Annotated in this window: 35 protein-coding genes and 1 pseudogene; 35 read left to right on the plus strand and 1 reads right to left on the minus strand. The window is 62.9% G+C overall.

Going from position 1 to position 24790, the window contains the following annotated elements:
• From tuf to F3H96_RS22270, 35 genes and pseudogenes are all read left to right on the plus strand, one after another.
• Positions 1–339, plus strand: a pseudogene (tuf, locus tag F3H96_RS22100) (elongation factor Tu); the annotation flags it as partial.
• Positions 340–408: 69 nt separating this feature from the next.
• Positions 409–717: a 30S ribosomal protein S10 gene (rpsJ, locus tag F3H96_RS22105; RefSeq protein WP_006205468.1), complete on the plus strand. Its 309-nt coding sequence runs from the start codon at positions 409–411 to the stop codon at positions 715–717.
• Positions 718–779: 62 nt separating this feature from the next.
• A complete protein-coding gene (gene rplC / locus F3H96_RS22110; protein WP_149803839.1) occupies positions 780–1496 on the plus strand; it encodes a 50S ribosomal protein L3 in 717 nt (238 codons plus the stop codon).
• The gene (rplD, locus tag F3H96_RS22115) at positions 1496–2116 is read left to right on the plus strand and encodes a 50S ribosomal protein L4 (RefSeq protein WP_149803840.1); all 621 of its coding nucleotides are present in this window, start codon (positions 1496–1498) and stop codon (positions 2114–2116) included. The genes rplC and rplD overlap by 1 nt, the downstream gene beginning before the upstream one ends.
• Positions 2113–2406 carry a 50S ribosomal protein L23 gene (locus F3H96_RS22120; RefSeq protein ID WP_040983033.1) on the plus strand — a complete coding sequence of 98 codons (294 nt, stop codon included), beginning with the start codon at positions 2113–2115 and terminating at the stop codon, positions 2404–2406. Before rplD ends, F3H96_RS22120 begins: the two co-directional genes overlap by 4 nt.
• A gap of 22 nt (positions 2407–2428) precedes the next feature.
• A complete protein-coding gene (gene rplB / locus F3H96_RS22125; RefSeq protein ID WP_149803841.1) occupies positions 2429–3262 on the plus strand; it encodes a 50S ribosomal protein L2 in 834 nt (277 codons plus the stop codon).
• 16 nt (positions 3263–3278) lie between these two features.
• Positions 3279–3557, plus strand: coding sequence for a 30S ribosomal protein S19 (rpsS, locus tag F3H96_RS22130; protein ID WP_006205463.1), 279 nt, complete (start codon positions 3279–3281; stop codon positions 3555–3557).
• 2 nt (positions 3558–3559) lie between these two features.
• Positions 3560–3949 (plus strand): 50S ribosomal protein L22, encoded by a 390-nt coding sequence (gene rplV, locus F3H96_RS22135; RefSeq protein ID WP_010909277.1) that lies wholly within the window; start codon positions 3560–3562, stop codon positions 3947–3949.
• On the plus strand, positions 3949–4674 hold the full coding sequence (gene rpsC / locus F3H96_RS22140) for a 30S ribosomal protein S3 (protein WP_149803842.1): 726 nt from the start codon (positions 3949–3951) through the stop codon (positions 4672–4674). The genes rplV and rpsC overlap by 1 nt, the downstream gene beginning before the upstream one ends.
• Positions 4675–4701: 27 nt before the next feature.
• Positions 4702–5115 (plus strand): 50S ribosomal protein L16, encoded by a 414-nt coding sequence (gene rplP, locus F3H96_RS22145; protein ID WP_027170364.1) that lies wholly within the window; start codon positions 4702–4704, stop codon positions 5113–5115.
• Between the two features lie 14 nt (positions 5116–5129).
• Entirely contained in the window at positions 5130–5330 is a 201-nt protein-coding gene (gene rpmC / locus F3H96_RS22150; protein WP_042642190.1) for a 50S ribosomal protein L29, read from the plus strand.
• 4 nt (positions 5331–5334) lie between these two features.
• Complete coding sequence (gene rpsQ / locus F3H96_RS22155; protein ID WP_023675136.1) at positions 5335–5574, plus strand: 30S ribosomal protein S17; 240 nt, start codon at positions 5335–5337, stop codon at positions 5572–5574.
• A gap of 82 nt (positions 5575–5656) precedes the next feature.
• Entirely contained in the window at positions 5657–6025 is a 369-nt protein-coding gene (rplN, locus tag F3H96_RS22160) for a 50S ribosomal protein L14 (protein ID WP_006205457.1), read from the plus strand.
• 12 nt (positions 6026–6037) lie between these two features.
• Positions 6038–6352, plus strand: a complete 315-nt coding sequence (rplX, locus tag F3H96_RS22165) for a 50S ribosomal protein L24 (protein WP_128260681.1) — start codon at positions 6038–6040, stop codon at positions 6350–6352.
• Positions 6345–6923 carry a 50S ribosomal protein L5 gene (gene rplE / locus F3H96_RS22170; RefSeq protein WP_149803843.1) on the plus strand — a complete coding sequence of 193 codons (579 nt, stop codon included), beginning with the start codon at positions 6345–6347 and terminating at the stop codon, positions 6921–6923. The genes rplX and rplE overlap by 8 nt, the downstream gene beginning before the upstream one ends.
• A gap of 26 nt (positions 6924–6949) precedes the next feature.
• On the plus strand, positions 6950–7255 hold the full coding sequence (gene rpsN / locus F3H96_RS22175) for a 30S ribosomal protein S14 (protein ID WP_140815879.1): 306 nt from the start codon (positions 6950–6952) through the stop codon (positions 7253–7255).
• Between the two features lie 12 nt (positions 7256–7267).
• Entirely contained in the window at positions 7268–7666 is a 399-nt protein-coding gene (rpsH, locus tag F3H96_RS22180; RefSeq protein ID WP_066989600.1) for a 30S ribosomal protein S8, read from the plus strand.
• Between the two features lie 90 nt (positions 7667–7756).
• A complete protein-coding gene (gene rplF / locus F3H96_RS22185; protein ID WP_149803844.1) occupies positions 7757–8290 on the plus strand; it encodes a 50S ribosomal protein L6 in 534 nt (177 codons plus the stop codon).
• An 88-nt stretch (positions 8291–8378) separates the two neighbouring features.
• Entirely contained in the window at positions 8379–8741 is a 363-nt protein-coding gene (gene rplR, locus F3H96_RS22190) for a 50S ribosomal protein L18 (RefSeq protein ID WP_149803845.1), read from the plus strand.
• Positions 8742–8891: 150 nt separating this feature from the next.
• Complete coding sequence (gene rpsE / locus F3H96_RS22195; RefSeq protein ID WP_027046810.1) at positions 8892–9461, plus strand: 30S ribosomal protein S5; 570 nt, start codon at positions 8892–8894, stop codon at positions 9459–9461.
• Between the two features lie 25 nt (positions 9462–9486).
• The gene (gene rpmD / locus F3H96_RS22200) at positions 9487–9684 is read left to right on the plus strand and encodes a 50S ribosomal protein L30 (RefSeq protein WP_027170355.1); all 198 of its coding nucleotides are present in this window, start codon (positions 9487–9489) and stop codon (positions 9682–9684) included.
• A 22-nt stretch (positions 9685–9706) separates the two neighbouring features.
• Positions 9707–10180 carry a 50S ribosomal protein L15 gene (rplO, locus tag F3H96_RS22205; RefSeq protein WP_149803846.1) on the plus strand — a complete coding sequence of 158 codons (474 nt, stop codon included), beginning with the start codon at positions 9707–9709 and terminating at the stop codon, positions 10178–10180.
• A gap of 191 nt (positions 10181–10371) precedes the next feature.
• Positions 10372–11712, plus strand: a complete 1341-nt coding sequence (secY, locus tag F3H96_RS22210) for a preprotein translocase subunit SecY (protein ID WP_149803847.1) — start codon at positions 10372–10374, stop codon at positions 11710–11712.
• The gene (locus F3H96_RS22215) at positions 11709–12299 is read left to right on the plus strand and encodes an adenylate kinase (protein WP_149803848.1); all 591 of its coding nucleotides are present in this window, start codon (positions 11709–11711) and stop codon (positions 12297–12299) included. The genes secY and F3H96_RS22215 overlap by 4 nt, the downstream gene beginning before the upstream one ends.
• Positions 12300–12508: 209 nt before the next feature.
• Positions 12509–12877 (plus strand): 30S ribosomal protein S13, encoded by a 369-nt coding sequence (gene rpsM / locus F3H96_RS22220; protein ID WP_027170351.1) that lies wholly within the window; start codon positions 12509–12511, stop codon positions 12875–12877.
• 158 nt (positions 12878–13035) lie between these two features.
• A complete protein-coding gene (rpsK, locus tag F3H96_RS22225; protein ID WP_006205444.1) occupies positions 13036–13425 on the plus strand; it encodes a 30S ribosomal protein S11 in 390 nt (129 codons plus the stop codon).
• A gap of 98 nt (positions 13426–13523) precedes the next feature.
• On the plus strand, positions 13524–14534 hold the full coding sequence (locus tag F3H96_RS22230) for a DNA-directed RNA polymerase subunit alpha (protein ID WP_040994640.1): 1011 nt from the start codon (positions 13524–13526) through the stop codon (positions 14532–14534).
• A gap of 143 nt (positions 14535–14677) precedes the next feature.
• Positions 14678–15109, plus strand: a complete 432-nt coding sequence (gene rplQ, locus F3H96_RS22235; RefSeq protein ID WP_149803849.1) for a 50S ribosomal protein L17 — start codon at positions 14678–14680, stop codon at positions 15107–15109.
• A gap of 313 nt (positions 15110–15422) precedes the next feature.
• A complete protein-coding gene (locus F3H96_RS22240; RefSeq protein ID WP_149803850.1) occupies positions 15423–16916 on the plus strand; it encodes a DegQ family serine endoprotease in 1494 nt (497 codons plus the stop codon).
• Positions 16917–16955: 39 nt separating this feature from the next.
• Positions 16956–18266 carry a replication-associated recombination protein A gene (locus F3H96_RS22245; protein ID WP_149803851.1) on the plus strand — a complete coding sequence of 437 codons (1311 nt, stop codon included), beginning with the start codon at positions 16956–16958 and terminating at the stop codon, positions 18264–18266.
• A 287-nt stretch (positions 18267–18553) separates the two neighbouring features.
• Positions 18554–19381, plus strand: a complete 828-nt coding sequence (locus F3H96_RS22250; RefSeq protein WP_149803852.1) for an aspartyl/asparaginyl beta-hydroxylase domain-containing protein — start codon at positions 18554–18556, stop codon at positions 19379–19381.
• A 116-nt stretch (positions 19382–19497) separates the two neighbouring features.
• Complete coding sequence (locus tag F3H96_RS22255; protein ID WP_149803853.1) at positions 19498–20484, plus strand: RluA family pseudouridine synthase; 987 nt, start codon at positions 19498–19500, stop codon at positions 20482–20484.
• On the plus strand, positions 20481–21401 hold the full coding sequence (locus F3H96_RS22260) for a DMT family transporter (protein ID WP_149803854.1): 921 nt from the start codon (positions 20481–20483) through the stop codon (positions 21399–21401). The genes F3H96_RS22255 and F3H96_RS22260 overlap by 4 nt, the downstream gene beginning before the upstream one ends.
• Before the next feature lie 10 nt (positions 21402–21411).
• Positions 21412–22203, plus strand: coding sequence for an ATP12 family chaperone protein (locus tag F3H96_RS22265; RefSeq protein ID WP_149803855.1), 792 nt, complete (start codon positions 21412–21414; stop codon positions 22201–22203).
• A 304-nt stretch (positions 22204–22507) separates the two neighbouring features.
• A complete protein-coding gene (locus F3H96_RS22270) occupies positions 22508–24397 on the plus strand; it encodes an MFS transporter (RefSeq protein ID WP_149803856.1) in 1890 nt (629 codons plus the stop codon).
• 82 nt (positions 24398–24479) lie between these two features.
• Here the strand turns inward: F3H96_RS22270 and F3H96_RS22275 are convergent, their stop codons facing one another.
• The gene (locus tag F3H96_RS22275; RefSeq protein ID WP_149803857.1) at positions 24480–24671 is read right to left on the minus strand and encodes a DUF2735 domain-containing protein; all 192 of its coding nucleotides are present in this window, start codon (positions 24669–24671) and stop codon (positions 24480–24482) included.
• Positions 24672–24790 lie beyond the last annotated feature (119 nt).

Below are 24790 nucleotides of genomic sequence, written 5' to 3' on the forward strand. Positions count from 1 at the left end.
GACCGTGAAGGCGTGGAGCGCGGCCAGGTTCTGGCCAAGCCGGGTTCGGTGAAGCCGCACAAGAAGTTCGTGGCCGAAGCCTACATCCTGACCAAGGACGAGGGCGGCCGTCACACGCCGTTCTTCACCAACTACCGTCCGCAGTTCTACTTCCGCACCACCGACGTGACGGGCATCGTGACGCTGCCGGCGGGCACCGAGATGGTCATGCCCGGCGACAACATCACCGTCGACGTCGAGCTGATCGTGCCGATCGCGATGGAAGAGAAGCTGCGCTTCGCCATCCGTGAAGGCGGCCGCACCGTCGGTGCCGGCATCGTCGTCACCATCAAAGAGTAATTTCGACTGAAACCGATCTGTCGCGGGCGCGGGAGTTGCCCGCGCCGCGCCAGAACAAGGAATTGACGCATGAACGGACAGAATATCCGCATCCGCCTTAAGGCGTTTGACCACCGGGTGCTCGACGCCTCGACGCGCGAAATCGTGTCGACCGCCAAGCGCACCGGCGCCAACGTCCGCGGCCCCATTCCGCTGCCGACGCGGATCGAAAAATTCACGGTCAACCGGTCGCCCCACGTCGACAAGAAGAGCCGCGAGCAGTTCGAGATGCGCACGCACAAGCGTCTGCTCGACATCGTCGATCCGACCCCGCAGACGGTCGATGCTTTGATGAAGCTCGATCTGGCCGCCGGTGTCGACGTCGAGATCAAGCTCTAAGGGAATTTGAGAGCGCGGTAAGGGGCGGTGCCCCTGGCCCGGAACTCTAAAGGATTGAACCGATGCGTTCAGGTGTGATTGCAAAGAAGGTGGGAATGACCCGCATCTACAACGATGCCGGCGAACACGTTCCCGTCACCGTTCTTCAGATGGAGAACTGCCAGGTCGTGGCCCAGCGCACGCAGGAGAAGAACGGCTACACCGCCGTCCAGCTCGGCGTTGGCCTTGCCAAGGTGAAGAACACGTCGAAGGCGATGCGCGGCCATTTCGCCGCCGCTTCCGTCGAGCCCAAGGCGAAGCTCGCGGAGTTCCGCGTCTCCGCCGACAACATGATCGACGTCGGTGCCGAACTCACCGTCGAGCATTTCGTCGCCGGCCAGAAGGTCGACGTCACCGGCACTTCGACCGGTAAGGGTTTTCAGGGTGTCATCAAGCGGCATCACATGGGTGGCGGCCGCGCGACCCACGGTAACTCGGTCTCGCACCGCACGCACGGCTCGACTGGCCAGCGCCAGGACCCCGGCAAGGTGTTCAAGGGCAAGAAGATGGCCGGCCACATGGGCGACACCCGCGTGACCACGCAGAATGTCGAGGTCGTCTCGACGGACGCCAACCGTGGCCTGATCCTGATCCGCGGCGCGGTTCCGGGAGTGAAGGGCGCCTGGATCCTGGTTCGCGACGCGGCCAAAGTTGCGCTGCCGGCCAACGCGCCGAAGCCTGCCGCGATCCGTGCCGCTGCCGCCAAGAACGAAGCCCCGGCCACTGAGGGAGCGGAATAATGGACCTCAAGATCACAACGCTAGGCGGCAAGGACGCCGGCAAGGTGAAACTCTCCGAGGAGATTTTCGGCCTTGACCCGCGCGAGGACATCCTGCAGCGCGTCGTGCGCTGGCAGCTCGCCAAGAAGCAGCAGGGCACGCACAAGGCCAAGGGCCGCGCCGAAATCGCGCGCACCGGCGCCAAGATGTACAAGCAGAAGGGTACGGGCCGGGCCCGTCACCACTCGGCTCGCGCTCCGCAGTTCCGCGGCGGCGGCAAGGCGCACGGCCCGGTCGTGCGCAGCCATGAGCATGAGCTGCCCAAGAAGGTGCGCGCGCTGGGCTTGAAGCATGCTCTCTCGGCCAAGGCCAAGAGCGCTTCGCTCATCATTGTCGACGAGCTGAAGCTGACCGAAGCCAAGACCAAGGCGCTGGCGACGAACCTAGAGACGCTGGGGCTGACCAACGCCCTGGTGATCGGCGGCGCCGAGCTTGACCAGAACTTCAAGCTGGCCGCGACCAACATTCCCAGCATCGACGTGCTGCCCATCCAGGGCATCAACGTCTACGACATTCTGCGCCGCGGCACGCTGGTCCTTTCGAAGGCCGCCGTCGAGGCTCTCGAGGAGCGCTTCAAATGACCGACCTTCGTCACTACGACGTGATCGTCTCGCCGGCGATCACCGAAAAGTCGACCATGGCTTCCGAGCAGAACCAGGTCGTCTTCAACGTCGCCAAGAAGGCGTCGAAGCCGGAAATCAAGGCTGCCGTGGAAGCTCTCTTCGGCGTCAAGGTGACGGCTGTGAACACGCTCGTCCGCAAGGGCAAGATCAAGCGCTTCCGCGGCACGGTTGGCCGCCAGGGCGACGTCAAGAAGGCGGTTGTGACGCTGGCCGACGGCCAGTCGATCGACGTCGCGACGGGTCTCTGAGCAAGGCCGCGAGGACAGGACAATGGCACTCAAGAAATTCAACCCGGTAACGCCGAGCACCCGCCAACTGGTCATCGTCGACCGCTCGGGCCTCTACAAGGGCAAGCCCGTCAAGGGCCTGACCGAAGGCCTGACCAAGTCGGGCGGCCGCAACAATTACGGCCGCATCACGGCCCGCTTCATCGGCGGCGGTCACAAGCGTTCGTACCGCATCATCGACTTCAAGCGTAAGAAGTACGACGTCGTCGGCACGGTCGAGCGTATCGAATACGATCCGAACCGCACCGCCTTCATTGCGCTGATCAAGTATGACGACGGCGAGCTGTCCTACATCCTGGCCCCGCAGCGTCTGGCTGCCGGCGACAAGATCGTGGCCGGCGAAGCGGTCGACGTGAAGCCGGGCAACGCGATGCCGCTGGCCGCGATGCCGGTCGGCACGATCGTCCACAACATCGAGCTGAAGCCGGGCAAGGGCGGCCAGGTCGCGCGTTCGGCAGGCGGCTACGCCCAGCTCGTCGGTCGCGACCAGGGCATGGCGATCCTGCGCCTGAACTCGGGCGAGCAACGCGTCGTGCACGGCTCCTGCATGGCCACCGTCGGCGCCGTGTCGAACCCCGACCACGGCAACATCAACGACGGCAAGGCCGGTCGCACCGTGTGGCGCGGCAAGCGCCCGCACAATCGCGGCGTGGCCATGAACCCGGTCGACCATCCGCACGGCGGCGGCGAAGGCCGCACCTCGGGCGGCCGGCATCCGGTTTCGCCCTGGGGCAAGCCGACCAAGGGCAAGAAGACGCGGTCCAACAAGGCGACCGACAAGTTCATCCTGCGCTCGCGCCATCAGCGCAAGAGCTAAGAAGAGGTAACGCCAAGTGACTCGTTCGATTTGGAAAGGCCCCTTCATCGACGGCTACCTTCTCAAGAAGGTGGACAAGGTTCGTGAAGGCGGTCGCAATGAGGTGATCAAGATGTGGAGCCGTCGCTCCACCATCCTGCCGCAGTTCGTCGGCTTCACCTTCGGTGTCTACAACGGCCAGAAGCATGTCCCGGTCTCGGTGAACGAGGACATGGTCGGTCACAAGTTCGGTGAATTCGCTCCGACCCGGACCTATTACGGTCACGGCGCGGATAAGAAGGCGAAGAGGAAATAATCATGGGCAAGGCCAAAGCTCCGCGCAGGCTTGCTGATAACGAGGCGCGTGCCGTTCTGCGCACGATCCGTATCAGCCCGCAGAAGCTGAACCTGGTTGCCGCGCTGATCCGCGGCAAGAAGGTCGCGACTGCGCTTTCCGACCTCGAATTCTCGGCCAAGCGGATTTCCGGCACGGTCAAGAAGACGCTGGAATCGGCGATCGCCAACGCGGAAAACAACCACGACCTCGACGTCGACGCGCTTGTCGTGGCGGAAGCCTATGTCGGCAAGTCGATCGTCATGAAGCGTTTCCACGCTCGTGGTCGCGGTCGCGCCAGCCGTATCGAGAAGCCGTTCTCGCACCTCACGATCGTCGTTCGTGAAGTCGAGGAAAAAGGGGAGGCCGCATAATGGGCCAGAAAGTCAATCCGATCGGGCTGCGTCTCGGCATCAACCGCACCTGGGATTCGCGCTGGTTCGCGAACACCGGCGAGTACGGCCAGCTGCTGCACGAGGACCTCAAGATCCGCAAGTATCTCGAGAAGGAACTCAAGCAGGCCGCGATCTCCAAGGTCGTGATCGAGCGCCCGCACAAGAAGTGCCGCGTCACCATCCACGCCGCGCGCCCGGGTCTGATCATCGGCAAGAAGGGCGCCGACATCGAGAAGCTGCGCAAGAAGCTGACCGAGATGACGAAGTCGGAAACGCACCTCAACATCGTTGAAGTGCGCAAGCCGGAGATCGACGCCACGCTGGTCGCGCAGTCGATCGCCCAGCAGCTTGAGCGCCGCATTGCGTTCCGCCGCGCCATGAAGCGTGCCGTTCAGTCGGCCATGCGTCTCGGCGCCGAAGGCATCCGCATCAACTGCTCCGGTCGTCTCGGCGGCGCCGAAATCGCGCGCATGGAGTGGTACCGCGAAGGCCGCGTGCCGCTGCACACCCTGCGTGCCGATGTCGACTACGGCACGGCCGAGGCGAACACGGCTTACGGCATCTGCGGCGTCAAGGTGTGGGTGTTCAAGGGCGAGATCCTCGAGCACGACCCGATGGCTTCGGAGCGTCGCGCCACCGAGGGTGATGCCGCGCATGGCGGTGGCGGCGAGCGCGAACGCGGCCGTCGTCGCGAGAACGCCTGAGACATTTGAGAATTTGGAGTTAGAACGATGCTGCAGCCAAAGCGCACAAAGTTCCGCAAGCAGTTCAAGGGCCGTATCCACGGTACCGCCAAGGGCGGCACCAATCTGGATTTCGGCGGTTTCGGGCTGAAGGCGCTTGAGCCGAACCGCGTCACCGCGCGTGAGATCGAGGCGGCCCGCCGCGCGATCACCCGTGAGATGAAGCGCGCCGGCCGCGTCTGGATCCGGGTTTTCCCGGATCTGCCGGTCACCTCGAAGCCGACCGAAGTGCGCATGGGTAAGGGCAAGGGTGCCGTCGACTACTGGGCGGCGCGCGTCAAGCCTGGCCGTATCATGTTCGAGATCGACGGCGTGAGCGAGGAGACGGCGCGTGAGGCGCTGCGCCTCGGCGCCGCCAAGCTCTCGGTCAAGACGCGCTTCGTACAGCGCATCGCAGAATAAGGACGGGCTGAATCATGAAAGCCGAAGACATCCGGACCAAGACCCAGGATCAGCTGACCGACGACCTGGCCGCCCTCAAGAAGGAGCAGTTCAACCTGCGCTTCCAGAAGGCCACCGGCCAGCTCGAGAAGACCGCGCGCGTGAAGCAGGTCCGCAAGGACATCGCGCGCATCAAGACCATCGCCGCGGAAAAAGCCGCGGCCAAGAAGGGTTAAGACCATGCCAAAGCGCATCCTGCAGGGCACCGTCGTCAGCGACAAGAACGAGAAGACGGTCGTCGTCAAGGTCGAGCGTCGCTTCACGCATCCCGTGATGAAGAAGACCGTGCGCATGACCAAGAAGTACAAGGCGCACGACGAGAACAACGCCCACAAGGTCGGCGACCAGGTGTTCATCCAGGAATCGAAGCCGATTTCGAAGGACAAGCGCTGGGTGGTCGTCTCTTCGGATCAGGCTTGATCCGGGCGAACGAACCGAATTTTGGACAGACCGGGGAGGGGTGAAGAACCCGTCCCGTTAGAAAAGAAGAAGGCGGCCAGTCATGATTCAGATGCAAACAAACCTCGACGTCGCGGACAATTCCGGCGCCCGTCGTGTCATGTGCATCAAGGTGCTGGGCGGCTCGAAGCGGAAGTACGCCTCCGTTGGCGACATCATCGTGGTGTCGATCAAGGAAGCCATTCCGCGCGGCCGCGTTAAGAAGGGCGATGTGATGAAGGCGGTCGTGGTTCGCACGGCCAAGGACATCCGCCGCCCGGACGGCAGCGTGATCCGTTTCGACAAGAACGCGGCTGTTCTCGTCGACAATAAGAAAGAGCCGATCGGCACCCGTATCTTCGGACCGGTTCCGCGCGAGCTGCGCGCCAAGAACCACATGAAGATCATCTCGCTCGCGCCTGAAGTGCTGTAAGGAGCCGGACCAATGCAAAAGATCAGAAAAGGCGACAAGGTCGTCGTGCTTGCCGGCAAGGACAAGGGCCGTTCGGGCGAAGTCCTGTCGGTGCAGCCGAAGGAAGACACCGCGGTCGTCCGCGGCGTGAACCTCATTCGCCGTCACCAGAAGCAGACCCAGTCCCAAGAGGGCGGGATCATCACCAAGGAAGCGCCAATCCACCTGTCGAATATCGCGCTGGCCGACCCCAAGGACGGCAAGCCGACCCGCGTCGGCTTCACTGTCCAGAAGGATGGCAAGAAGGTGCGCGTCGCCAAGCGTTCGGGAGAAGTCATCAATGGCTAAGGCTGAAACCAAGCAGGCGACTGCCAAGAACGAGCCGCGCCTCAAGAAGGTCTACAACGAGACCATCCGCAAGGCGCTGCAGGAGCAGTTCGGCTACGACAACGACATGCAGGTTCCGCGCATCGACAAGATCGTGCTGAACATGGGCGTCGGCGAAGCGACCGCGGACTCCAAGAAGCCTTCGGTCGCGGCCGAGGATCTTGCGCTGATCGCCGGCCAGAAGGCCGTCGTCACCCGCGCCCGCAACTCGATTGCCGGCTTCAAGGTGCGCGAGAACATGCCGATCGGCGCCAAGGTCACGCTGCGCAAGGAACGCATGTATGAGTTCCTCGACCGCCTCGTGAACATCGCGCTGCCGCGCGTTCGCGACTTCCGCGGACTGAACCCGAAGAGCTTTGACGGCCGTGGCAACTACGCCATGGGCATCAAGGAACACATCGTGTTCCCGGAGATCAACTACGACAAGGTTGATCAGGTCTGGGGCATGGACGTCATCGTTTGTACGACGGCGAAGACGGACGACGAGGCCAGGGCGCTGCTCAAGGCCTTCAACTTCCCCTTCCGCCAGTAACGGCAGCGAAAAAGGAAAAATCTGAAATGGCAAAGACCAGCTCAGTCGAGAAGAACAACAGGCGCCGCAAGCTTGCCGACCAGTACGGTCCCAAGCGCGCTGCACTGAAAGCGATCATCATGGATCAGTCCAAGCCGATGGAAGAGCGCTTCCGCGCCCAGCTGAAGCTTTCGGCGCTGCCGCGCAATTCGGCCAAGATCCGTATCCGCAACCGCTGCGAAGTGACGGGCCGCCCGCGCGCCTATTATCGCAAGCTCAAGCTTTCGCGTATCGCGCTTCGTGATCTCGGCAATACCGGCCAGATCCCGGGCCTGGTCAAGTCGAGCTGGTAAGGAGACACTGAGATGTCATTGAGCGATCCTCTCGGCGATATGCTGACCCGCATCCGCAACGCCTATGGCCGCAAGAAGTCGAGCGTCTCGACTCCGGCCTCGCGCCTGCGCGCCCGCGTCCTCGAAGTGCTGAAGTCGGAAGGCTATATCCGCGACTACAGCCAGACCGATTTCGAAAACGGCAAGTCGGAAATCGAGATCGAGCTGAAGTATTTCGACGGCGCCCCGGTCGTGCGCGAGATCGAGCGTGTCTCGAAGCCTGGCCGCCGCGTCTATGTCTCGGCCAAATCGATCCCGCACGTCGCCAACGGCCTCGGCATCGCCATCCTTTCGACGCCGAAGGGCGTCATGGCCGACCATGAAGCGCGCGAGCAGAATGTCGGTGGCGAGATCCTCTGCCAGATCTTCTGATCGGGCACGAGATTGATGAATGGGCTTCGGTTCTCGGGATCGCGCCCGGGAACTGGAACCTGAAACGAAAGAAGTGACGAGGACAACCAAATGTCTCGTATCGGAAAGAAACCCGTTTCGCTGCCGCAGGGCGTGACCGCGTCTGTCAACGGCCAGACCGTGACGGCGAAGGGCCCCAAGGGCGAGCTGAAGTTCGTGGTGAACGACGAAGTGCTGGTGAAGATGGAGAACAATGAGATCTCCGTCGAGCCGCGCGACCAGACCAAGAACGCCCGCTCCAAGTGGGGCATGTCGCGAACGCAGATCGTCAACATCCTGCAGGGCGTGAAGGACGGCTTCGAGAAGAAGCTCGAGATCACCGGCGTCGGCTATCGCGCGGCGTTGCAGGGCAAGAACCTGCAGCTGGCGCTCGGCTTCAGCCACGATGTGGTCTACGAGACGCCGCAAGGCATCACGATCGCCGTGCCGAAGCCGACCGAAATCACGGTTTCCGGGATCGACAAGCAGCAGGTCGGCCAGGTCGCTGCCGAGATCCGCGAATATCGCGGCCCCGAGCCCTACAAGGGCAAGGGCGTGCGCTATGCCGACGAGCGCATCGTGCGCAAGGAAGGCAAGAAGAAGTAAGACTTATGAACGCCGCGGGGAGCGGCCGCGGGAGGCTCGGCCTACCGCATAGGGTTGCCCCCGTCTTCTGAAGGCAAGGAATTCAACTATGGCTAGCCCCAAAGAAATCATCCAGCGCCGTGCGCAGCGCGTACGTCGCCAGCTCAAGAAAGTCGCCGGCGAGCGTCCGCGGCTTTCGGTGCACCGCACCTCGAAGAACATCTACGTCCAGGTCATCGACGACGCGAACGGCCACACGTTGGCTGCTGCCTCGACGCTCGAGAAGGATCTCAAGGGTTCGCTCAAGACCGGCGCCGACACCGCTGCCGCCGCTGCCGTCGGCAAGCTGATCGCCGAGCGCGCCGTCAAGGCCGGCGTCAAGGAAGTCGTCTTCGACCGCGGTCCGTATATCTATCACGGCCGCGTCAAGGCGCTGGCAGAGGCTGCCCGCGAAGGTGGCCTCAGCTTCTGATGCATGATACCCGACCGGGAGGTCGGCGCCGCGAAAAGGTGCAGACTTTTCGGACAAGATCATGCAAAGGAGAAATTCACCGCTGACGACCCAAAACGTGGCGTCGGCAAACAGCAACCCGTGCTTCCGGAAAAGAACAAGGACTAGGATATGGCACAGGAACGTAGAGAAGGCGGCCGCGGCCGAGAGCGTGAACGCGAAGAGCGTGACGACGGCATGGTGGACAAGCTCGTCCATATCAACCGCGTCGCCAAGGTGGTTAAGGGTGGTCGTCGCTTCGGCTTCGCCGCTCTCGTCGTCGTCGGCGACCAGAAGGGCCGCGTCGGCTTCGGCCATGGCAAGGCGCGCGAAGTGCCGGAAGCGATCCGCAAGGCGACCGAGTCGGCAAAGCGCGACATGATCTTCGTGCCGCTGCGTTCGGGCCGTACGCTGCATCACGACGTCGAGGGCCGCTGGGGCGCCGGACGCGTTCTGCTGCGCGCCGCGAAGCAGGGCACCGGCATCATCGCCGGTGGTCCGATGCGCGCCGTCTTCGAGACGCTTGGCATGCATGACGTCGTCGCCAAGTCGATGGGCTCGTCGAACCCCTACAACATGGTTCGCGCCACCTTCGACGCGCTGAAGAGCCAGATGCATCCGAAGGATGTGGCTGCCGCGCGCGGCATCAAGTACTCGACCCTTCAGGCCCGCCGCGGCACCGCCGTTGCGGCTGAAGAATAGTCGACGCTGACCAGGGATTTCGACCATGGCCAAGAAAGCTACCAAGACCATCACCGTCGAGCAGATCGGCTCGCCGATCCGCCGGCCGAAGGAGCAGCGCGCGACGCTGGTCGGCCTCGGCCTGAACAAGATGCACAAGCGGCGCACGCTGGAAGACACTCCTTCCGTGCGCGGCATGATCGCCGCCGTCCAGCACCTCGTCCGCGTCGTGGACGAGGCCTGAACGGAAGCGCAGGAGAAGCAACATGAAACTCAACGATCTGCGTGACAAGGACGGCGCCACGCACTCCAGGAAGCGTCTCGGTCGCGGCATCGGCTCCGGCTCGGGCAAGACCGGCGGTCGCGGCGTCAAGGGCCAGAAGGCCCGCTCGGGTGTTGCCATCAACGGCTTCGAGGGTGGCCAGATGCCGCTCTACCGGCGCCTGCCGAAGCGCGGCTTCAACAACCTGTTCGGCAAGAGCTTCGCGGTAGTGTCGCTGGCCAAGATCCAGGCCGCGATCGACGCCAAGAAGATCGATGCCAAGGAAACCGTGACGGCCGAGGCCCTGGTTGCCGCCGGTGTCATCCGCCGCGCCAAGGACGGCGTGCGCGTTCTCTCCGACGGCGAGCTCAAGGCCAAGCTCTCCTTCGACATCGCCGGCGCCTCCAAGGCCGCGATCGAGAAGATCGAGAAGGCCGGCGGTTCGGTGAAGTTGCCGGAAGCGGCCGCCGCCGAGTAACGGCGATTTGAAGTGCGGCCGACCGGAATGACTTCGCATTTTCCGTCGAACCGCGCTTTGTTCAGTTGAATTGGGCGGCCGCGTCAACGCGGCCGCTTGCATGTTTACGGTCCGGAGCTTATCTCGTGAGCTTCGGTGACACGCGCCGCCTGAGCTGCGGGCATCGAGCGTGACCCAGTGGAGAATCAGGCATGGCTTCGGCTGCTGAACAACTAGCCTCCAATCTGAATTTTGCGGCCTTCGCCAAGGCCGAGGATCTGAAGAAGCGCATCTGGTTCACGATCGGCGCGCTGCTCGTCTACCGCCTTGGCACCTATATCCCGCTTCCCGGCATCAACCCCGACGCTTTCGCCCAGGCCTTCTCCTCGCAGAGCAAGGGCGTGCTGGGCATGTTCAACATGTTTGCCGGCGGCGCCGTGCAGCGCATGGCGATCTTTGCGCTGGGCATCATGCCTTACATCTCCGCCTCCATCATCATGCAGCTGATGACCTCGGTCATCCCGTCGCTGGAATCGCTGAAGAAGGAAGGCGAGCAGGGCCGCAAGATCATCAACCAGTACACGCGCTACGGCACCGTGCTGCTGGCACTGATCCAGGCCTACGGCATTTCGATCGGCCTCGAGGGCGGCAACGGCATCGTCAACGATCCCGGCATGTTCTTCCGCATCTCGACCGTCGTCACCCTGGTCGGCGGCACCATGTTCCTGATGTGGCTCGGCGAGCAGATCACGGCGCGCGGCATCGGCAACGGCATTTCGCTGATCATCTTCTCCGGCATCGTCGCCGGCCTGCCGCGGGCGATCTCCGGCACGCTGGAACTCGGCCGCACCGGGGCTTTGTCGACCGGCCTCATCCTGGCGATCATCGTGCTCGCCATCATCGTCATTGCGCTGATCGTCTTCTTCGAGCGTGCGCAGCGTCGCCTGCTCATCCAGTATCCGAAGCGACAGGTCGGCAACCGCATGTTCCAGGGCGATACCTCGCACCTGCCGCTGAAGCTCAACACCTCGGGTGTCATCCCGCCGATCTTCGCGTCATCGCTGCTGCTGCTGCCGGCGACCGTTGCCGGCTTCTCACAGGCGACCAACCTGCCGGCCTGGGCAAGCACGATCCTGGCCTCGCTCGGCCACGGTCAGCCGCTCTACATGATCTTCTACGCAGGCATGATCGTCTTCTTTGCCTTCTTCTACACGGCGATCGTCTTCAACCCGAAGGACACGGCCGACCAGCTCAAGAAGCATTCCGGCTTCATCCCGGGCTATCGTCCGGGCGAGCGCACCGCCGAATATATCGACTATGTTCTGACGCGCATCACCGTCATCGGCGCCATCTACCTGGTGCTTGTCTGTCTGCTGCCGGAGTTCCTGATTTCGGCGACTGGCGTACCTTTCTACCTCGGTGGCACATCGCTTCTGATTGTGGTCAGTGTCACGCTCGACACGGTGGCGCAGATTCAGGGTCACCTGATCGCGCACCAGTATGAGGGGCTGATCAAGAAGTCGAAGTTGCGCGGGGGGAAGAGGAGCAGATGAGGCTGATATTGCTTGGGCCGCCAGGGGCGGGCAAGGGGACGCAAGCACAAAGACTGGTAGAAAAACACGGCATACCCCAGCTCTCGACGGGCGACATGCTGCGTGCCGCCGTCCAGGCCGGAACCGAGGTCGGCAAGCGCGCCAAGGCGGTGATGGATGCCGGTGAATTGGTCTCGGACGCGATCGTCAACGCCATCGTCGCCGAACGCATCGATCAGCCGGATTGCGCCAGGGGTTTCATCCTCGACGGCTATCCGCGCACGCTGGTGCAGGCCGACGCGGTCGAAGCCATGCTTGCCGAACGCGGCATTGCGCTGGACACCGTCATTGAGCTGGTCGTCGACGACAAAGCGCTGGTCGGCCGAATCGTCAAGCGCGCCGAGGATGCCAAGGCCGCCGGCCAGCCAGTGCGCAAGGACGACAACCCGGCGGTTTTCGAAGAACGGCTGCGCGAATACTACAAAAAGACGGCGCCGCTGATCGGCTACTACTACGCCAAAGGCAAGCTCAAGACTGTCGACGGCATGGCCGGTATCGATGCGGTGACCTCCGAGATCGGCAACGTGCTCGCCGCGGCGGCGAGGTAGGCCGGGCCGACAATTAAAGATTGCGCTTGACTGAAGTGGGCCGTTGGGGTATGGCGGCCCGTCTTCCTATCAGGCATGGACTTTGCTTGCCCTTGCGGGCAAGGCGGTCGCTTTGAACCAGGAAACTCCCGCAAGGGCCGGCCTCCACCGGACGCGGGGCAACTTCGATAGCGCCGGCTTGTCCGGCCCATATGGAGAAAGAGAAGAAAATGGCTCGTATAGCCGGCGTCAACATTCCGACCAACAAGCGCGTCGTCATCGCGCTTCAGTACATTCACGGCATCGGCAAGAAGTTTGCCCAGGAGATCGTCGACAAGGTCGGCATCCCGGCCGACCGTCGCGTCAACCAGCTGACCGACGCGGAAGTGCTGCAGATCCGCGAGACGATCGACCGCGACTACCAGGTCGAAGGCGACCTGCGCCGCGAAGTCTCGATGAACATCAAGCGGCTCATGGACCTCGGCTGCTATCGCGGCCTGCGTCACCGCCGCTCGCTGCCGGTCCGCGGCCAGCGCACGCATACCAATGCGCGCACCCGCAAGGGCCCGGCCAAGGCAATCGCCGGCAAGAAGAAGTAATTAGGGGAATATGGGAGTAGGGGAGTAAGGCAGTAGGGAATAGTCCGAGAATCGGATCGTTCATTTCCCTGCTCCCTTACTTCCCTATTCCCCTACTCCCTTACCAAGGTGGAGCCGCTGGCATTACGGCGGTGTAGAGATCAACTGAAAGGACTACCATGGCCAAGGAAGCCGCTCGTGTTCGCCGTCGCGAACGCAAGAACATCTCGTCGGGCGTTGCCCACGTCAATTCGACCTTTAACAACACCATGATCACCATCACCGACGCGCAGGGCAATTCGATAGCCTGGTCGTCGGCCGGCGCCCAGGGCTTCAAGGGTTCGCGCAAATCGACCCCGTTCGCTGCTCAGATGGCCGCTGAGGACGTCGCCAAGAAGGCGCAGGAACACGGCATGCGCATGCTCGAGGTCGAGGTCTGCGGACCCGGCTCCGGTCGTGAATCGGCTCTCCGCGCGTTGCAGGCGGCAGGCTTCACCATCACCTCGATCCGTGACGTGACGCCGATCCCGCACAATGGCTGCCGTCCGCGCAAGAAGCGCCGCGTCTGATTTTTTAAACGCCGCGCGAACGCCAGGGCGTTCCTCCGCGGTTTTCCGTGTCGCCCGCCACGATTGGATGGTGGCGGGGCAAAGGAAGGAAGATATTTATGATCCAGAAAAACTGGCAGGAACTGATCAAGCCGAACAAGATCGAGTTCTCGTCGAAGAAGAAGACGCTGACCACGCTGGTGGCCGAGCCGCTCGAACGCGGCTTTGGCCTGACGCTGGGCAACGCGCTGCGGCGCGTGCTTCTGTCTTCGCTGCGCGGCGCGGCTGTGACTGCCGTGCAGATCGACGGCGTTCTGCATGAATTCTCGTCCATCGCCGGCGTGCGCGAGGACGTGACCGACATTGTGCTCAACATCAAGGAAATCGCCATCCGCATGGAAGGCGATGGGCCCAAGCGCATGGTCGTTCGCAAGCAGGGCCCTGGCGCCGTGCTGGCAGGCGACATCCAGACCGTCGGCGACGTCGAGATCCTCAACCCCGACCACGTCATCTGCACGCTGGACGAGGGCGCCGAGATCCGCATGGAGTTCACCGTCGACACCGGCAAGGGCTACGTGCCGGCCGAGCGCAACCGCGCCGAGGACGCGCCGATCGGCCTGATCCCGGTCGACAGCCTCTATTCGCCGGTCAAGAAGGTCTCCTACAAGGTCGAGAACACCCGCGAGGGCCAGGTTCTCGATTATGACAAGCTGACCATGACCATCGAGACCAACGGTTCGATCTCGGGTGAGGACGCGGTGGCTTTCGCCGCCCGCATCCTGCAGGACCAGCTCGCTTTGTTCGTCAACTTCGACGAACCGCAGAAGGAAGTCGCCACCGAAGCCGTCACCGAGCTCGCCTTCAACCCGGCGCTGCTCAAGAAGGTCGACGAGCTCGAGCTTTCGGTGCGTTCGGCCAACTGCCTGAAGAACGACAACATCGTCTACATCGGCGACCTGATCCAGAAGACCGAAGCCGAGATGCTGCGCACCCCGAACTTCGGTCGCAAGTCGCTGAACGAGATCAAGGAAGTGCTGGCGGCGATGGGCCTCCATCTCGGCATGGAAGTGCCGGACTGGCCGCCGGAAAACATCGAAGACCTCGCCAAGCGTTACGAAGATCAATACTGAGCGGTGAATTGAGAATGGTGAAATGGTGAATGGTCGCCGGGTGGCGGCTTCGGAGAGGTAGAGCCCTTCCATTCACCATTCACCGTTGACCATTCACAAACGAAACAGCCGGGCCAACCGCCCACAACACCAGGAGAAGAGCCATGCGCCATGGTTTTAAGGGCCGCCGGTTCGCCCGCAGCATCAGCCATCGCAAGTCGATGTTCGCCAATCTCGCCGTCTCGCTGATCGAGCATGAGCAGATCGTCACCACCCTGCCGAAGGCTAAGGACCTGCGTCCGATCGTCGAGAAGCTGGTGACGCTCGGCAAGCGCGGCGACCTGCACGCCCGCCGCCAGGTGATCGCGCAGATCGGCAATGAAGGCGTCGTCAAGCGCCTGTTCGACACCATCGCCCCGCGCTACGCCACCCGCAACGGCGGCTATCTGCGCATCATGAAGGCGGGCTTCCGCCAGGGCGACAACGCCGCGATGGCGGTCATCGAATTCGTCGACCGCGACACCTCGGCCAAGGGGGCTGCCGACCGCGCCCGCCTCGAGGCGGAAGGCGCCAACGAGGAAGCCGCGGCCGCCTGAGGCCAAGCGTTTTCATCAATGACTTGAAGGGGCCTGCGGGCCCCTTTTGCGTTCGCGGTTAGCGAAGCATATCCAAATAGTCCTGGCCCGTGACCGCCAAACGAAGGTCCAAGGGAGACAAGCGTCCCGGCATGCCGGTCGTGAGAAAATCGCGAAACGAAGCAGGCTGCTTTTTGATCATATTGACGACGGCAGCCGATTGCAGATCCGGCGATAGCCGGTTACTGGCTGAAAATAATTCGATTTCATCGCCTTAGCCTTTCATTCCGCACAATCGTGGGGACAATGGCGCCCGATTTGGAAGGATTCGAAAATGCGCCTCAAACGACTGTTTCTTGTTGCGGTTTGCGCGCTGGCCAGCTTCGCCGCGACACCAGCCGCAAGACAGGCCTGGGCCGAGGATGCCGCCAAGCCGGCCGATCCTGGCCTCTCCGACGTGCTGACCGATCTCTTGCATGGTGTCGAAGGCGAGAACGGCACGTCCGGGCCCGACAAGCGCGTGCCGTTCGGCCGCGAGGAGGTGCAATTGTCCTTCGCGCCGCTGGTCAAGCAGACGGCGCCCGCTGTCGTCAACGTCTATGCCTCGCAGACCGCCAAGGTGGTCTCGCCATTCGAAGGCGATCCCTTCTTCGAGGAGTTCTTCGGCCGCGCCCAGCCGCGCGCGCAGTCTTCGCTGGGCTCAGGTGTGCTGGTCGATCCGAGCGGCGTGATCGTCACCAACTACCACGTCATCAAGGATGCCGATGAGGTGAAGGTCGCGACCGCCGACGGACGTGAGTTCACATCAAAGGTCATGCTCAAGGACGAGACGCTCGACCTCGCCGTGCTCAAGATTTCGGCCGACAAGCCGTTCCCGGTGATCGCCATCGGCGATTCCGACGCGCTCGAGGTCGGCGATCTTGTGCTGGCTATCGGCAATCCGTTCGGTGTCGGCCAGACCACCACCAGCGGCATCGTTTCGGCTCTCGCGCGCAGTCACATCGGCGTTTCGGATTCGGGCTATTTCATCCAGACCGATGCCGCCATCAACCCCGGCAACTCCGGTGGCGCGCTGATCAACATGGGCGGCCAACTGGTCGGCATCAATACGGCGATATACAGCCGCAGCGGCGGCTCTATCGGCATCGGCTTCGCCATTCCCTCGAACATGGTGCGCGCCTTTGCCGACGCCGCCAAGGCCGGTCTCGACTTCTTCGAGCGGCCCTATGTCGGCGCCGAGTTCGAATTGGTGACCCCGCAGATCGCTGAATCGCTCGGCATGGAGAAGCCGACCGGCGCATTGGTGTCGTCCGTGGACGCCGCGGGACCTGCCGGCAAGGCGGGGCTGAAGGCGGGCGACGTCATCCTGTCGCTCAACAACACCCCGGTCGAAAGCATCGAGGCGCTCGACTATCGCATGGCGACGCTGTCGATCGGCACCAAGGCGACCTTCGCCGTGCTGAGCAAGGGCCAGCAGGCAACGCTCGAAATCCCGCTGGAGCGCGCGCCCGAAGGCGCCAAGCCCAGCGAGGTGACCTTGCGTGGCCGTAGTCCCTTTTCCGGCGCCAAGGTAGCGGAACTGTCGCCTAGGCTTGCCCAGCGCCTTGGCCTTCGCACCGATCTCAAAGGCGTCACCGTGGTCGACATCAACCGCGATTCCCCGGCCGCCGATTTCGGCTTCCAGGCCGGCGATATCGTGCGCGAGGTGAACGGAACCACCATCGACACCGCGGCAACGCTGGCACAGGTCGCCCAGCAGGACACGCGCTGGTGGCGCTTTACCGTCGAGCGTGGCGGGCAGATACTGCGCCAGGTATTGCGTTATTGAGGCGATCCAAGGGATCGTCCTCCAGCTTCGAAGACGTGCATGGCGGATCTCTTCAGCGCAGATGAACCGGAAAAGCCGTCGCCTGGCCGGCCGCTTGCCGACCGGCTGCGCCCGAAGAACCTCGGCGAGGTCGTCGGCCAGGAGCATCTGACCGGCCCCGACGGCGCCCTGACCAGACTGATTGAGTCCGGCTCGCTCGGCTCGATGATCTTCTGGGGCCCGCCCGGCACCGGCAAGACAACGGTGGCCCGGCTGCTGGCCGGCGAAACCAATCTCGCCTTCGAGCAGATATCGGCGGTGTTTTCCGGCGTCGCCGACCTCAAGAAGGTCTTCGAGACGGCCAAGCTGAGGCGCGCCAACGGCCGCCAGACATTGCTCTTCGTCGACGAGATCCATCGCTTCAACCGCGCCCAGCAGGATGGCTTCCTGCCCGTGATGGAAGACGGCACAGTGGTGTTGGTCGGCGCCACCACGGAGAACCCGTCCTTCGAGCTGAACGCGGCGCTTCTGTCCCGCGCCCGCGTGCTCGTGTTCCGTTCGCTGGGCGAAGAAAGCATCGCCAAGCTTCTGGCGCGCGCAGAAGAGACCGAGGGCAGGGCGCTGCCGCTCGATGAAGAGGCGCGCGCCATGCTCATCCGCATGGCCGATGGCGACGGCCGCGCCTCGCTGACGCTGGCCGAGGAAGTCTGGCGCGCCGCCAAAAAAGGCGAAGTGTTCGGCCCGGAAGGCCTGCAGCGCGTCATCCAGCGCCGCGCGCCGATCTACGACAAGGGCCAGGACGGCCACTACAATCTGATCTCGGCGCTGCATAAATCAGTGCGCGGCTCCGATCCTGATGCCGCCCTCTATTACCTCGCCCGTATGTTCGATGCCGGCGAGGATCCGCTCTATCTCGGCCGCCGGCTGGTGCGCATGGCGGTGGAGGATATCGGGCTCGCCGATCCCCAAGCGCTTGTCGTCGCCAATGCGGCCAAGGACGCCTATGACTATCTGGGCTCGCCAGAGGGCGAGCTCGCCTTCGCCCAGGCCGCCGTCTATCTCGCCACCGCGCCGAAATCGAATGCCGTCTACACGGCCTTCAAGGCTGCGACCGCGGCCGCCAAGGAGTTCGGCTCGCTGCTGCCGCCGAAGCATATCCTCAATGCGCCGACCAAGCTGATGAAAGAGGAGGATTACGGCGCCGGCTATCGTTACGACCATGACGAGCCGGATGCGTTTTCGGGCCAGGATTATTTTCCGGAAAAGATGGGCCGCCGCACTTTCTACGATCCGCCGGAGCGCGGTTTCGAGCGCGATATCCGCAAGCGGCTGGAATACTGGGCAAAGCTGCGCGGCGAACGGAACGGCTGAGTTGCGCGGCCCGGCCGTCGGCATATTTCGAAGCGAGATTTCACCGTGGGCTTCGAATCCCTGGTCGGCAATCCGATCCCACGCAAAGATGGGACAGGCTCGGCCTGCCGGCGGCGCACTGAGTTGAAGTGGAGTTGCATACTCCAAATATTTGGCTAGCCGGCCGCCGGAGCCGAGCGACCGGCATTGTGCCGGGAAACAAAAAATCCTATCAAGGCGCACGGCTGGCGGGGGTCAGTGCCGTGATTGGCTCATGGAAACAGGATCGCGCACCCGCGCGCAACGCAATGACAAAGCAAACCGTCAAGACCCTTCGCAAGGCTGCGATTGCAGTCGTGGTTCTCGCGCTGGCCTTCTATTTCATCCCCATCCTGACGACGATCTGGGTCGTCTGTGGCTTGATCGACGTCATGCGCAACGACCAGAAGGACCGGAACCTTTTCGAGCGCTATTTCCTCGGCAACGGCCTGTTTACCTGGCTGCTTTCGCCGTTCAACCTGATCGTCGACCTGCTCTGCTACCGCAATCCCGGCGTGTGGAAGCCGGAGCAGTTTCCGGAGGATTATCAGCGCGAGATCAACGAGGTCTTGGGCGTCTTCAAGGCGCGCAAGGATGAGATCATCGCCGACATCGACGCCAATTTCGGTGCCGGCCGGCGCGGCATGTACGTCTACCAGTGGTACGGCAAGCACAAGATCGACAACGTTCCCGAATTCAACAAGGATTACAAATACATCAAGACGATAGCTGTATCGGTTTTCAGCAAGCGCGAATCCACGTCCTGGCATTTCGGTCCGCTCCGGCTCAGCCTGCGCATCCTCTACAATCTGATTCCGGTGAAGGCGGAGATATTCGTTCAGTGCGGCAGCAAGAAGAACTACTGGTACGACAACCCGCTGTTCATCTTCGACGACACGCTGTTTCACCGCTCGGTCAACGAATATGACGGCCGTCGCTACTGTGTCTTCGTCGACATCATCCGTCCGTCCCCGTTCCCGAGGCTGATCGCTGGCCTTCTCGCGATCGTCTCGGTCAGCGTCGAACGCATCAATTCCGTCTTCTACAAGAACTGGAAGATGATCGGCTCGTCCAAGCCCAAGGCAGCCGCCAACTGAGGCATCCGCGGCGCAGCAATGCTTTTTGGCGTGATCTTTGTACGGTTCTGGGTCTTTGGCTCGCAACCGGCCCGTCTTAGTGCTATGGCGCCGCTTTCAAATGGAAAAGCGTATCCATGGCAGGTGTTGAACAGATCACGGTGGAGGCCGGCGAGGCGGGCATGCGGCTCGACCGCTGGTTCAAGGTCCATTTTCCGGGCCTTGGCTTTGGCCATCTGCAGAAGCTTCTGCGCTCCGGCCAGGTCCGCGTCGACGGCGGCAGGGTAAAGGCCGATACGCGCGTCGAGCCTGGTCAGACGGTGCGCATTCCGCCGCTCGACGTCGACAAGAAAGGCGACGCTCCGCTCACCGGCCACTCGATCCGCAACCAGGGCGATGCCGACGTGCTCGCCAAGATGCTTTTGCACGAGGACCCGAAGGTCTTCGTCTTCAACAAGCCGGCGGGCTTGGCCGTGCAGGGCGGCTCGGGCGTCACGCGCAATGTCGACGACATGCTTGAGGCCTGGCGCAATCAGAAGGGCGAGAAGCCGCGCCTCGTTCACCGCCTCGACCGCGACACGTCAGGCGTGCTGGTCGTGGCCCGCACCCGTCTTGCCGCCATGAAGCTGTCGGAAGCGTTCCGGGCGCGCGAGACGAAGAAGACCTATTGGGCGCTGGTCAAGGGCGTGCCGCCGAAGCGCGAGGACAAGATCTCGACCTGGCTGATCAAGGAGGCGACGCCCGACGGCGACCGCGTGCGCGTGGCCGCGCATGGTGAAAAAGGCGCCGATCACGCCGTCTCCTACTACCGGGTCGTCGAGCAGGCGGCGCAGACGATGACCTGGCTGGAGATGGAGCCCTATACCGGCCGCACCCACCAGCTTCGCGTCCATGCCGCCTATATCGGCTGCCCGATCATCGGCGACCCGAAATATTTCGAGGCCGACACCAATTGGGATTTTCCGGGCGGCATTCAAAACCGGCTGCACCTGCATGCCCGCCGCATCGTCATTCCACATCCCGACAAGGGCATCATCGACGTGACCGCGCCGATCCCGCCGCATATGCGCCAGAGTTGGAACCTTATCGGCTTCGACGAGCAGGGCGCGGAGCACGACGGTTGAGCGGCTCCGCCGACACCCTCGACCGCCGCGATGCGGTCGACCTGGCGGCGGCGGCGATCATGGTCGGCCTGACCTTCTCCTGGGGGCTGAACTACGTCGCGGCCAAGGTCTCCTACGCCGGCTATGACCCGGTTTTCGTCTCGATCGCGCGTTCGATCATCGGCGGTTCCTGCGTGCTCGCCTGGTGCCGGCTGCGCGGCATCAAGCTGTTCGATGCGGACGGCACGCTAACCGCCGGCGTCGCCGTGGGTGTGCTCTTCGGCGTCGAATTCCTCTGTCTCTACATCGGGCTCGAATACACGACCGTTGCCCGCAACACGCTCTTGGTCAACACCATGCCGTTCTGGGTGTTGATCGGCGGCCATTTCCTGCTCGGCGAACGCATCAATGCGCGCAAGCTCGGCGGTCTTGTTCTCGCCTTTTGCGGCCTGGTAGCGGTGTTCTTCGACGGCATCGTCGCCGGCAACGACGCCACGCTGATGGGCGATCTGCTCAGTCTCGGCTCCGGCGTTCTCTGGGCGATGACCAGCATCGTCATCAAGCGGTCGAAGCTGGTCGAGACGAGCGCCGAAAAACTGTTGCTGTATCAGCTTGCCGGCGCCGCCATTGTCGGAATGCTGGTTATGCCTTTCGCCGGCCCGCCGATCCGAGCGGTTGCCACCTTGCCGACACTGGCGCTCATGTTTCAGTCTTTCTATATTGTGGCCTTCACCTATGTGTTGTGGTTCTGGCTGCTCAGGCGCTATCCGGCGGCAAGCCTGTCCAGCTTCGCCTTCCTGTCGCCGGTGTTCGGTGTGCTGTGCGGCGCGGTGCTTTTGGGCGAGCCGCCGACACTGAGGATTTTCCTGGCGCTTGGCCTGATCGCGGCCGGGCTGATGATCGTCAACCGGCCGTCGCGCAAACAGGTCCCTGCATAAGGAGTTCGATATGCGCGACATCCTCAACGACCTCGAAGCCGGAAAGCAGCTTTCCGATCCGGATCCCGTGCGCCGCGCACAGATCCAGATGAAGACGCCGCTGCCGAAGCGCTTCTACAAGACTGCTTCGGCTGTGCCGGTCGAAAATGGCTTTGCCGTGCATCTCGACGGCAGGCCGGTGCGCACGCCGGGCAAGGCCCTGATGGTGCTGCCGACCGAAAAGGCCGCCGAGCTGGTGGCCGATGAATTCAGGGCGCAGGGCGAGGTCATCGATCCCGTGACGATGCCGGTCATGCGGCTTGCCAACACCGCCATCGACGGCGTCGCCTCCGATCCGCAAGCGGTGCTGGAGGATGTCCTGCGCTTCGCCTCGTCCGATCTGCTCTGCTATCGGGCCGACGCTCCGCTAGGCCTGGTCGACCGTCAGAACAAGCTATGGGATCCGGTGCTGGACTGGGCGCGCAGCCGCCTCGGCGCGCGCTTCAACCTCGCCGAAGGCGTCATCCATGTCGAGCAGCCGCGCGAAGCCATCGCCGTCCTCGGCGCGCATCTTGACCAGCGTTCCGAGCCGATGCGGCTGGCCGCCATCCATGTCATGACGGCGCTGACCGGTTCGGCTCTGCTGGCGCTGGCTGTCGATTTCGGCGAGCTCGACGGCGAGGAAGCCTGGGCCGCCGGCCATGTCGACGAGGACTGGCAGATCGAGCACTGGGGCCAGGATGCAGAAGCCGTCGCGCGCCGCTCGGCCCGCAAACGCGACATGATGGCGGCGGTCAGCCTGCTCGAGGCGCTGCAGGCCTGAGCAATTCCAGGAATAGTGCGCAGTGGTCAGGCTCGGCGACCTCGCATCGACCTTCCGTCCGGAATTACGCGGAACAACCTGGGATGGATCATCGCCCACCAGCGCTGAGCATCTCCAGGCGCCGCGCGGCTTTCGCACTGCACCTAATACCAAAGTCATAATCCCATCGTCGCGGTGCCTTTCGCCCGCCCTTTCTGTCATTTTTTCCGTCGTTGGCTGCGGTTTTCGAGTCCGCGTTCGCAGGAGCGCGGACAGTGGCGCGCGGCCATCGAGGACAGACGGGATCTCACGGGAGGAAATTTCAATGGCAATGGCTTCAACCGCCGGCAGAACCAGCCGCGGCATGACGCGGGAGGAGAAGAAAGTCATCTTCGCCTCCTCGCTCGGCACCGTTTTCGAATGGTACGATTTCTATCTTTACGGCTCGCTGGCCGCGTTCATCGGCGCGACCTTCTTCAGCCCGACCATCCCCGAGGCAACCCGCAACATTTTCGCGCTGCTGGCCTTTGCCGCCGGCTTCCTCGTTCGCCCGTTCGGCGCGCTGGTGTTCGGCCGCATCGGCGACCTGGTCGGCCGCAAGTACACCTTCCTCGTCACCATGACCATCATGGGTCTGTCGACCTTCCTGGTCGGCCTGCTGCCGGGCTATGCCAGCTTGGGCATCGCGGCGCCGGTGATCCTGATCGGGCTGCGCATGCTGCAGGGCCTTGCGCTCGGCGGCGAATATGGCGGTGCCGCTACCTATGTCGCCGAGCACGCGCCCGACGACCGCCGCGGTTATTACACGTCCTGGATCCAGACGACGGCGACGCTCGGCCTGTTCCTGTCGCTGATCGTGATCCTGATCGTCCAGGGTTCGCTGAGCAAGGAAACCTATGCTGCCTGGGGCTGGCGCATTCCCTTCATAGTCTCGTTCGTGCTGCTCGGCATCTCGATCTGGATCCGGCTGTCGCTTTCGGAATCGCCGACTTTCCAGCGCATGAAGGATGAAGGCAAGGGCTCCAAGGCGCCACTGTCTGAAGCCTTCGGCCAGTGGAAGAATGCCAAGATCGCGCTTTTGGCGCTGCTCGGCCTCACCGCGGGCCAGGCCGTTATCTGGTACAACGGCCAGTTCTACGCGCTGTTCTTCCTGCAGAACGTGCTGAAGGTCGATCCGCAGTCGGTCAACATCATGATCGCCATCGCGCTCGCCGTCGGCTCGATCTTCTTCGTCGTGTTCGGCTGGCTGTCCGACAAGATCGGCCGCAAGCCGATCATCATGGCCGGCCTCGCTTTGGGAATCGTGTGCACCTTCCCGCTGTTCAAGGCACTGACCTGGGCCGCCAATCCGGCCCTGGCCACCGCCCAGCAGAACACGCGGGCGACGGTGACGGCGGCACCCGGCGACTGCAGGTTCCAGTTCAATCCGGTCGGCACGGCGAAATTCACCACATCCTGCGATATCGCGACCTCCTTCCTGACCAAGAATTCGGTGCCTTACGACGTCGTTTCGACGGCAGCACCTGGCACGGCGGCCACGGTCAAGATCGGCAACGAGACGGTGGAGTCCTACGACGCCGTCGCCGCCGGCGACCAAGCCAAGGCCAAGGAGGCCGTCTTCCAGAAGGCGGTCAACACGTCCTTGCGGGATGGCGGCTATCCGCTGAAGCGTGGAGCGGCCAAGGTGCCGGATCAGAAACTCGACGCTTTCATCGCGGCCAATCCGGAGTTGAAGCTCGACGCCGCAGCCATCCGTGGTGGCGAGAAGACGACGGTTCCGACAGACAAGGCGATCGCCGACAAGCTGCTGACCAAGGACGAGGCGGCCGGCGCGCCCGAAGTCACCGTCTACAACATTCCGGGCGGCGGTCCGTTCGCCATGGTCGCCGATCCGGCAGCCATCAACTGGCCGCTGACGATCGCCATATTGTTCATCCTGGTGGTGTTCGTGACCATGGTCTACGGACCGATCGCCGCGATCCTGGTCGAGATGTTCCCGACCCGCATTCGCTACACCGGCATGTCGCTGCCTTACCACATCGGCAACGGCTGGTTCGGCGGCCTGCTGCCGGCGACGGTGTTCGCGCTCAGCGCCTATAAGGGCGATATCTACTACGGCCTCTGGTATCCGGTGATCATCGCGGCGATGTCGCTCGTCATCGGCATGATATTCGTCAGGGACACCCTCGGTACTGACCTTCACGCCAAGCAGTAGCCGATCGACCCTCTGCAAACACAAGCCCGGCGTGAGCGATCACGCCGGGCTTTTTCATTGTCGAAACCTGAAAGAGGGGAGGTCAGCTTTTGCGCTGGCTTTCTTCCTCGATAGCCGCTTCGTGGTACCAGCCGTCGAAGTCCGCATGCTCGCCGCGGAGCGCAGCAAGTTCTGCCGCGAATTTCGCCTTGGCGCCTAAATTTAAGGCAGACTTGCGTGCTGCCAGCGGGAACATCAGGACTTTTGCCGACGGGCGCGGTTGCATGACTTGCATTGGCTGCCCTCCTTGCTTTCCAGGGGCCTATCGATTCAGCTTTCCGCCAAAATAGGTTCTGCGATTCCTTTAGGCAATATGCCTACGAAAAGATCATATTTTGCCTATGATTTAAGCAA

Origin of the sequence: Mesorhizobium sp. NFR06 (genome assembly GCF_900115245.1) — a bacterium.
In the GTDB taxonomy this organism is placed as follows: domain Bacteria; phylum Pseudomonadota; class Alphaproteobacteria; order Rhizobiales; family Rhizobiaceae; genus Mesorhizobium.

Coding starts and splice junctions, on each gene's coding strand:
- secY (WP_149803847.1), top strand. CDS start 10,372: ATGGCTTCGGCTGCTGAACAACTAGCCTCCAATCTGAATTTTGCGGCC.
- rpsC (WP_149803842.1), top strand. CDS start 3,949: ATGGGCCAGAAAGTCAATCCGATCGGGCTGCGTCTCGGCATCAACCGC.
- rplB (WP_149803841.1), top strand. CDS start 2,429: ATGGCACTCAAGAAATTCAACCCGGTAACGCCGAGCACCCGCCAACTG.
- rpsH (WP_066989600.1), top strand. CDS start 7,268: ATGTCATTGAGCGATCCTCTCGGCGATATGCTGACCCGCATCCGCAAC.
- F3H96_RS22230 (WP_040994640.1), top strand. CDS start 13,524: ATGATCCAGAAAAACTGGCAGGAACTGATCAAGCCGAACAAGATCGAG.
- F3H96_RS22265 (WP_149803855.1), top strand. CDS start 21,412: ATGCGCGACATCCTCAACGACCTCGAAGCCGGAAAGCAGCTTTCCGAT.
- rplV (WP_010909277.1), top strand. CDS start 3,560: ATGGGCAAGGCCAAAGCTCCGCGCAGGCTTGCTGATAACGAGGCGCGT.
- rplP (WP_027170364.1), top strand. CDS start 4,702: ATGCTGCAGCCAAAGCGCACAAAGTTCCGCAAGCAGTTCAAGGGCCGT.
- rplC (WP_149803839.1), top strand. CDS start 780: ATGCGTTCAGGTGTGATTGCAAAGAAGGTGGGAATGACCCGCATCTAC.
- rplQ (WP_149803849.1), top strand. CDS start 14,678: ATGCGCCATGGTTTTAAGGGCCGCCGGTTCGCCCGCAGCATCAGCCAT.
- rplO (WP_149803846.1), top strand. CDS start 9,707: ATGAAACTCAACGATCTGCGTGACAAGGACGGCGCCACGCACTCCAGG.
- rpmD (WP_027170355.1), top strand. CDS start 9,487: ATGGCCAAGAAAGCTACCAAGACCATCACCGTCGAGCAGATCGGCTCG.
- rplE (WP_149803843.1), top strand. CDS start 6,345: ATGGCTAAGGCTGAAACCAAGCAGGCGACTGCCAAGAACGAGCCGCGC.
- rpsM (WP_027170351.1), top strand. CDS start 12,509: ATGGCTCGTATAGCCGGCGTCAACATTCCGACCAACAAGCGCGTCGTC.
- rpsK (WP_006205444.1), top strand. CDS start 13,036: ATGGCCAAGGAAGCCGCTCGTGTTCGCCGTCGCGAACGCAAGAACATC.
- rplF (WP_149803844.1), top strand. CDS start 7,757: ATGTCTCGTATCGGAAAGAAACCCGTTTCGCTGCCGCAGGGCGTGACC.
- rpsE (WP_027046810.1), top strand. CDS start 8,892: ATGGCACAGGAACGTAGAGAAGGCGGCCGCGGCCGAGAGCGTGAACGC.
- rpmC (WP_042642190.1), top strand. CDS start 5,130: ATGAAAGCCGAAGACATCCGGACCAAGACCCAGGATCAGCTGACCGAC.
- F3H96_RS22120 (WP_040983033.1), top strand. CDS start 2,113: ATGACCGACCTTCGTCACTACGACGTGATCGTCTCGCCGGCGATCACC.
- F3H96_RS22240 (WP_149803850.1), top strand. CDS start 15,423: ATGCGCCTCAAACGACTGTTTCTTGTTGCGGTTTGCGCGCTGGCCAGC.
- rplD (WP_149803840.1), top strand. CDS start 1,496: ATGGACCTCAAGATCACAACGCTAGGCGGCAAGGACGCCGGCAAGGTG.
- F3H96_RS22255 (WP_149803853.1), top strand. CDS start 19,498: ATGGCAGGTGTTGAACAGATCACGGTGGAGGCCGGCGAGGCGGGCATG.
- rplX (WP_128260681.1), top strand. CDS start 6,038: ATGCAAAAGATCAGAAAAGGCGACAAGGTCGTCGTGCTTGCCGGCAAG.
- rplN (WP_006205457.1), top strand. CDS start 5,657: ATGATTCAGATGCAAACAAACCTCGACGTCGCGGACAATTCCGGCGCC.
- F3H96_RS22250 (WP_149803852.1), top strand. CDS start 18,554: ATGACAAAGCAAACCGTCAAGACCCTTCGCAAGGCTGCGATTGCAGTC.
- F3H96_RS22245 (WP_149803851.1), top strand. CDS start 16,956: ATGGCGGATCTCTTCAGCGCAGATGAACCGGAAAAGCCGTCGCCTGGC.
- F3H96_RS22275 (WP_149803857.1), bottom strand. CDS start 24,671: ATGCAAGTCATGCAACCGCGCCCGTCGGCAAAAGTCCTGATGTTCCCG.
- rplR (WP_149803845.1), top strand. CDS start 8,379: ATGGCTAGCCCCAAAGAAATCATCCAGCGCCGTGCGCAGCGCGTACGT.
- rpsQ (WP_023675136.1), top strand. CDS start 5,335: ATGCCAAAGCGCATCCTGCAGGGCACCGTCGTCAGCGACAAGAACGAG.
- rpsN (WP_140815879.1), top strand. CDS start 6,950: ATGGCAAAGACCAGCTCAGTCGAGAAGAACAACAGGCGCCGCAAGCTT.
- F3H96_RS22270 (WP_149803856.1), top strand. CDS start 22,508: ATGGCAATGGCTTCAACCGCCGGCAGAACCAGCCGCGGCATGACGCGG.
- F3H96_RS22215 (WP_149803848.1), top strand. CDS start 11,709: ATGAGGCTGATATTGCTTGGGCCGCCAGGGGCGGGCAAGGGGACGCAA.
- rpsJ (WP_006205468.1), top strand. CDS start 409: ATGAACGGACAGAATATCCGCATCCGCCTTAAGGCGTTTGACCACCGG.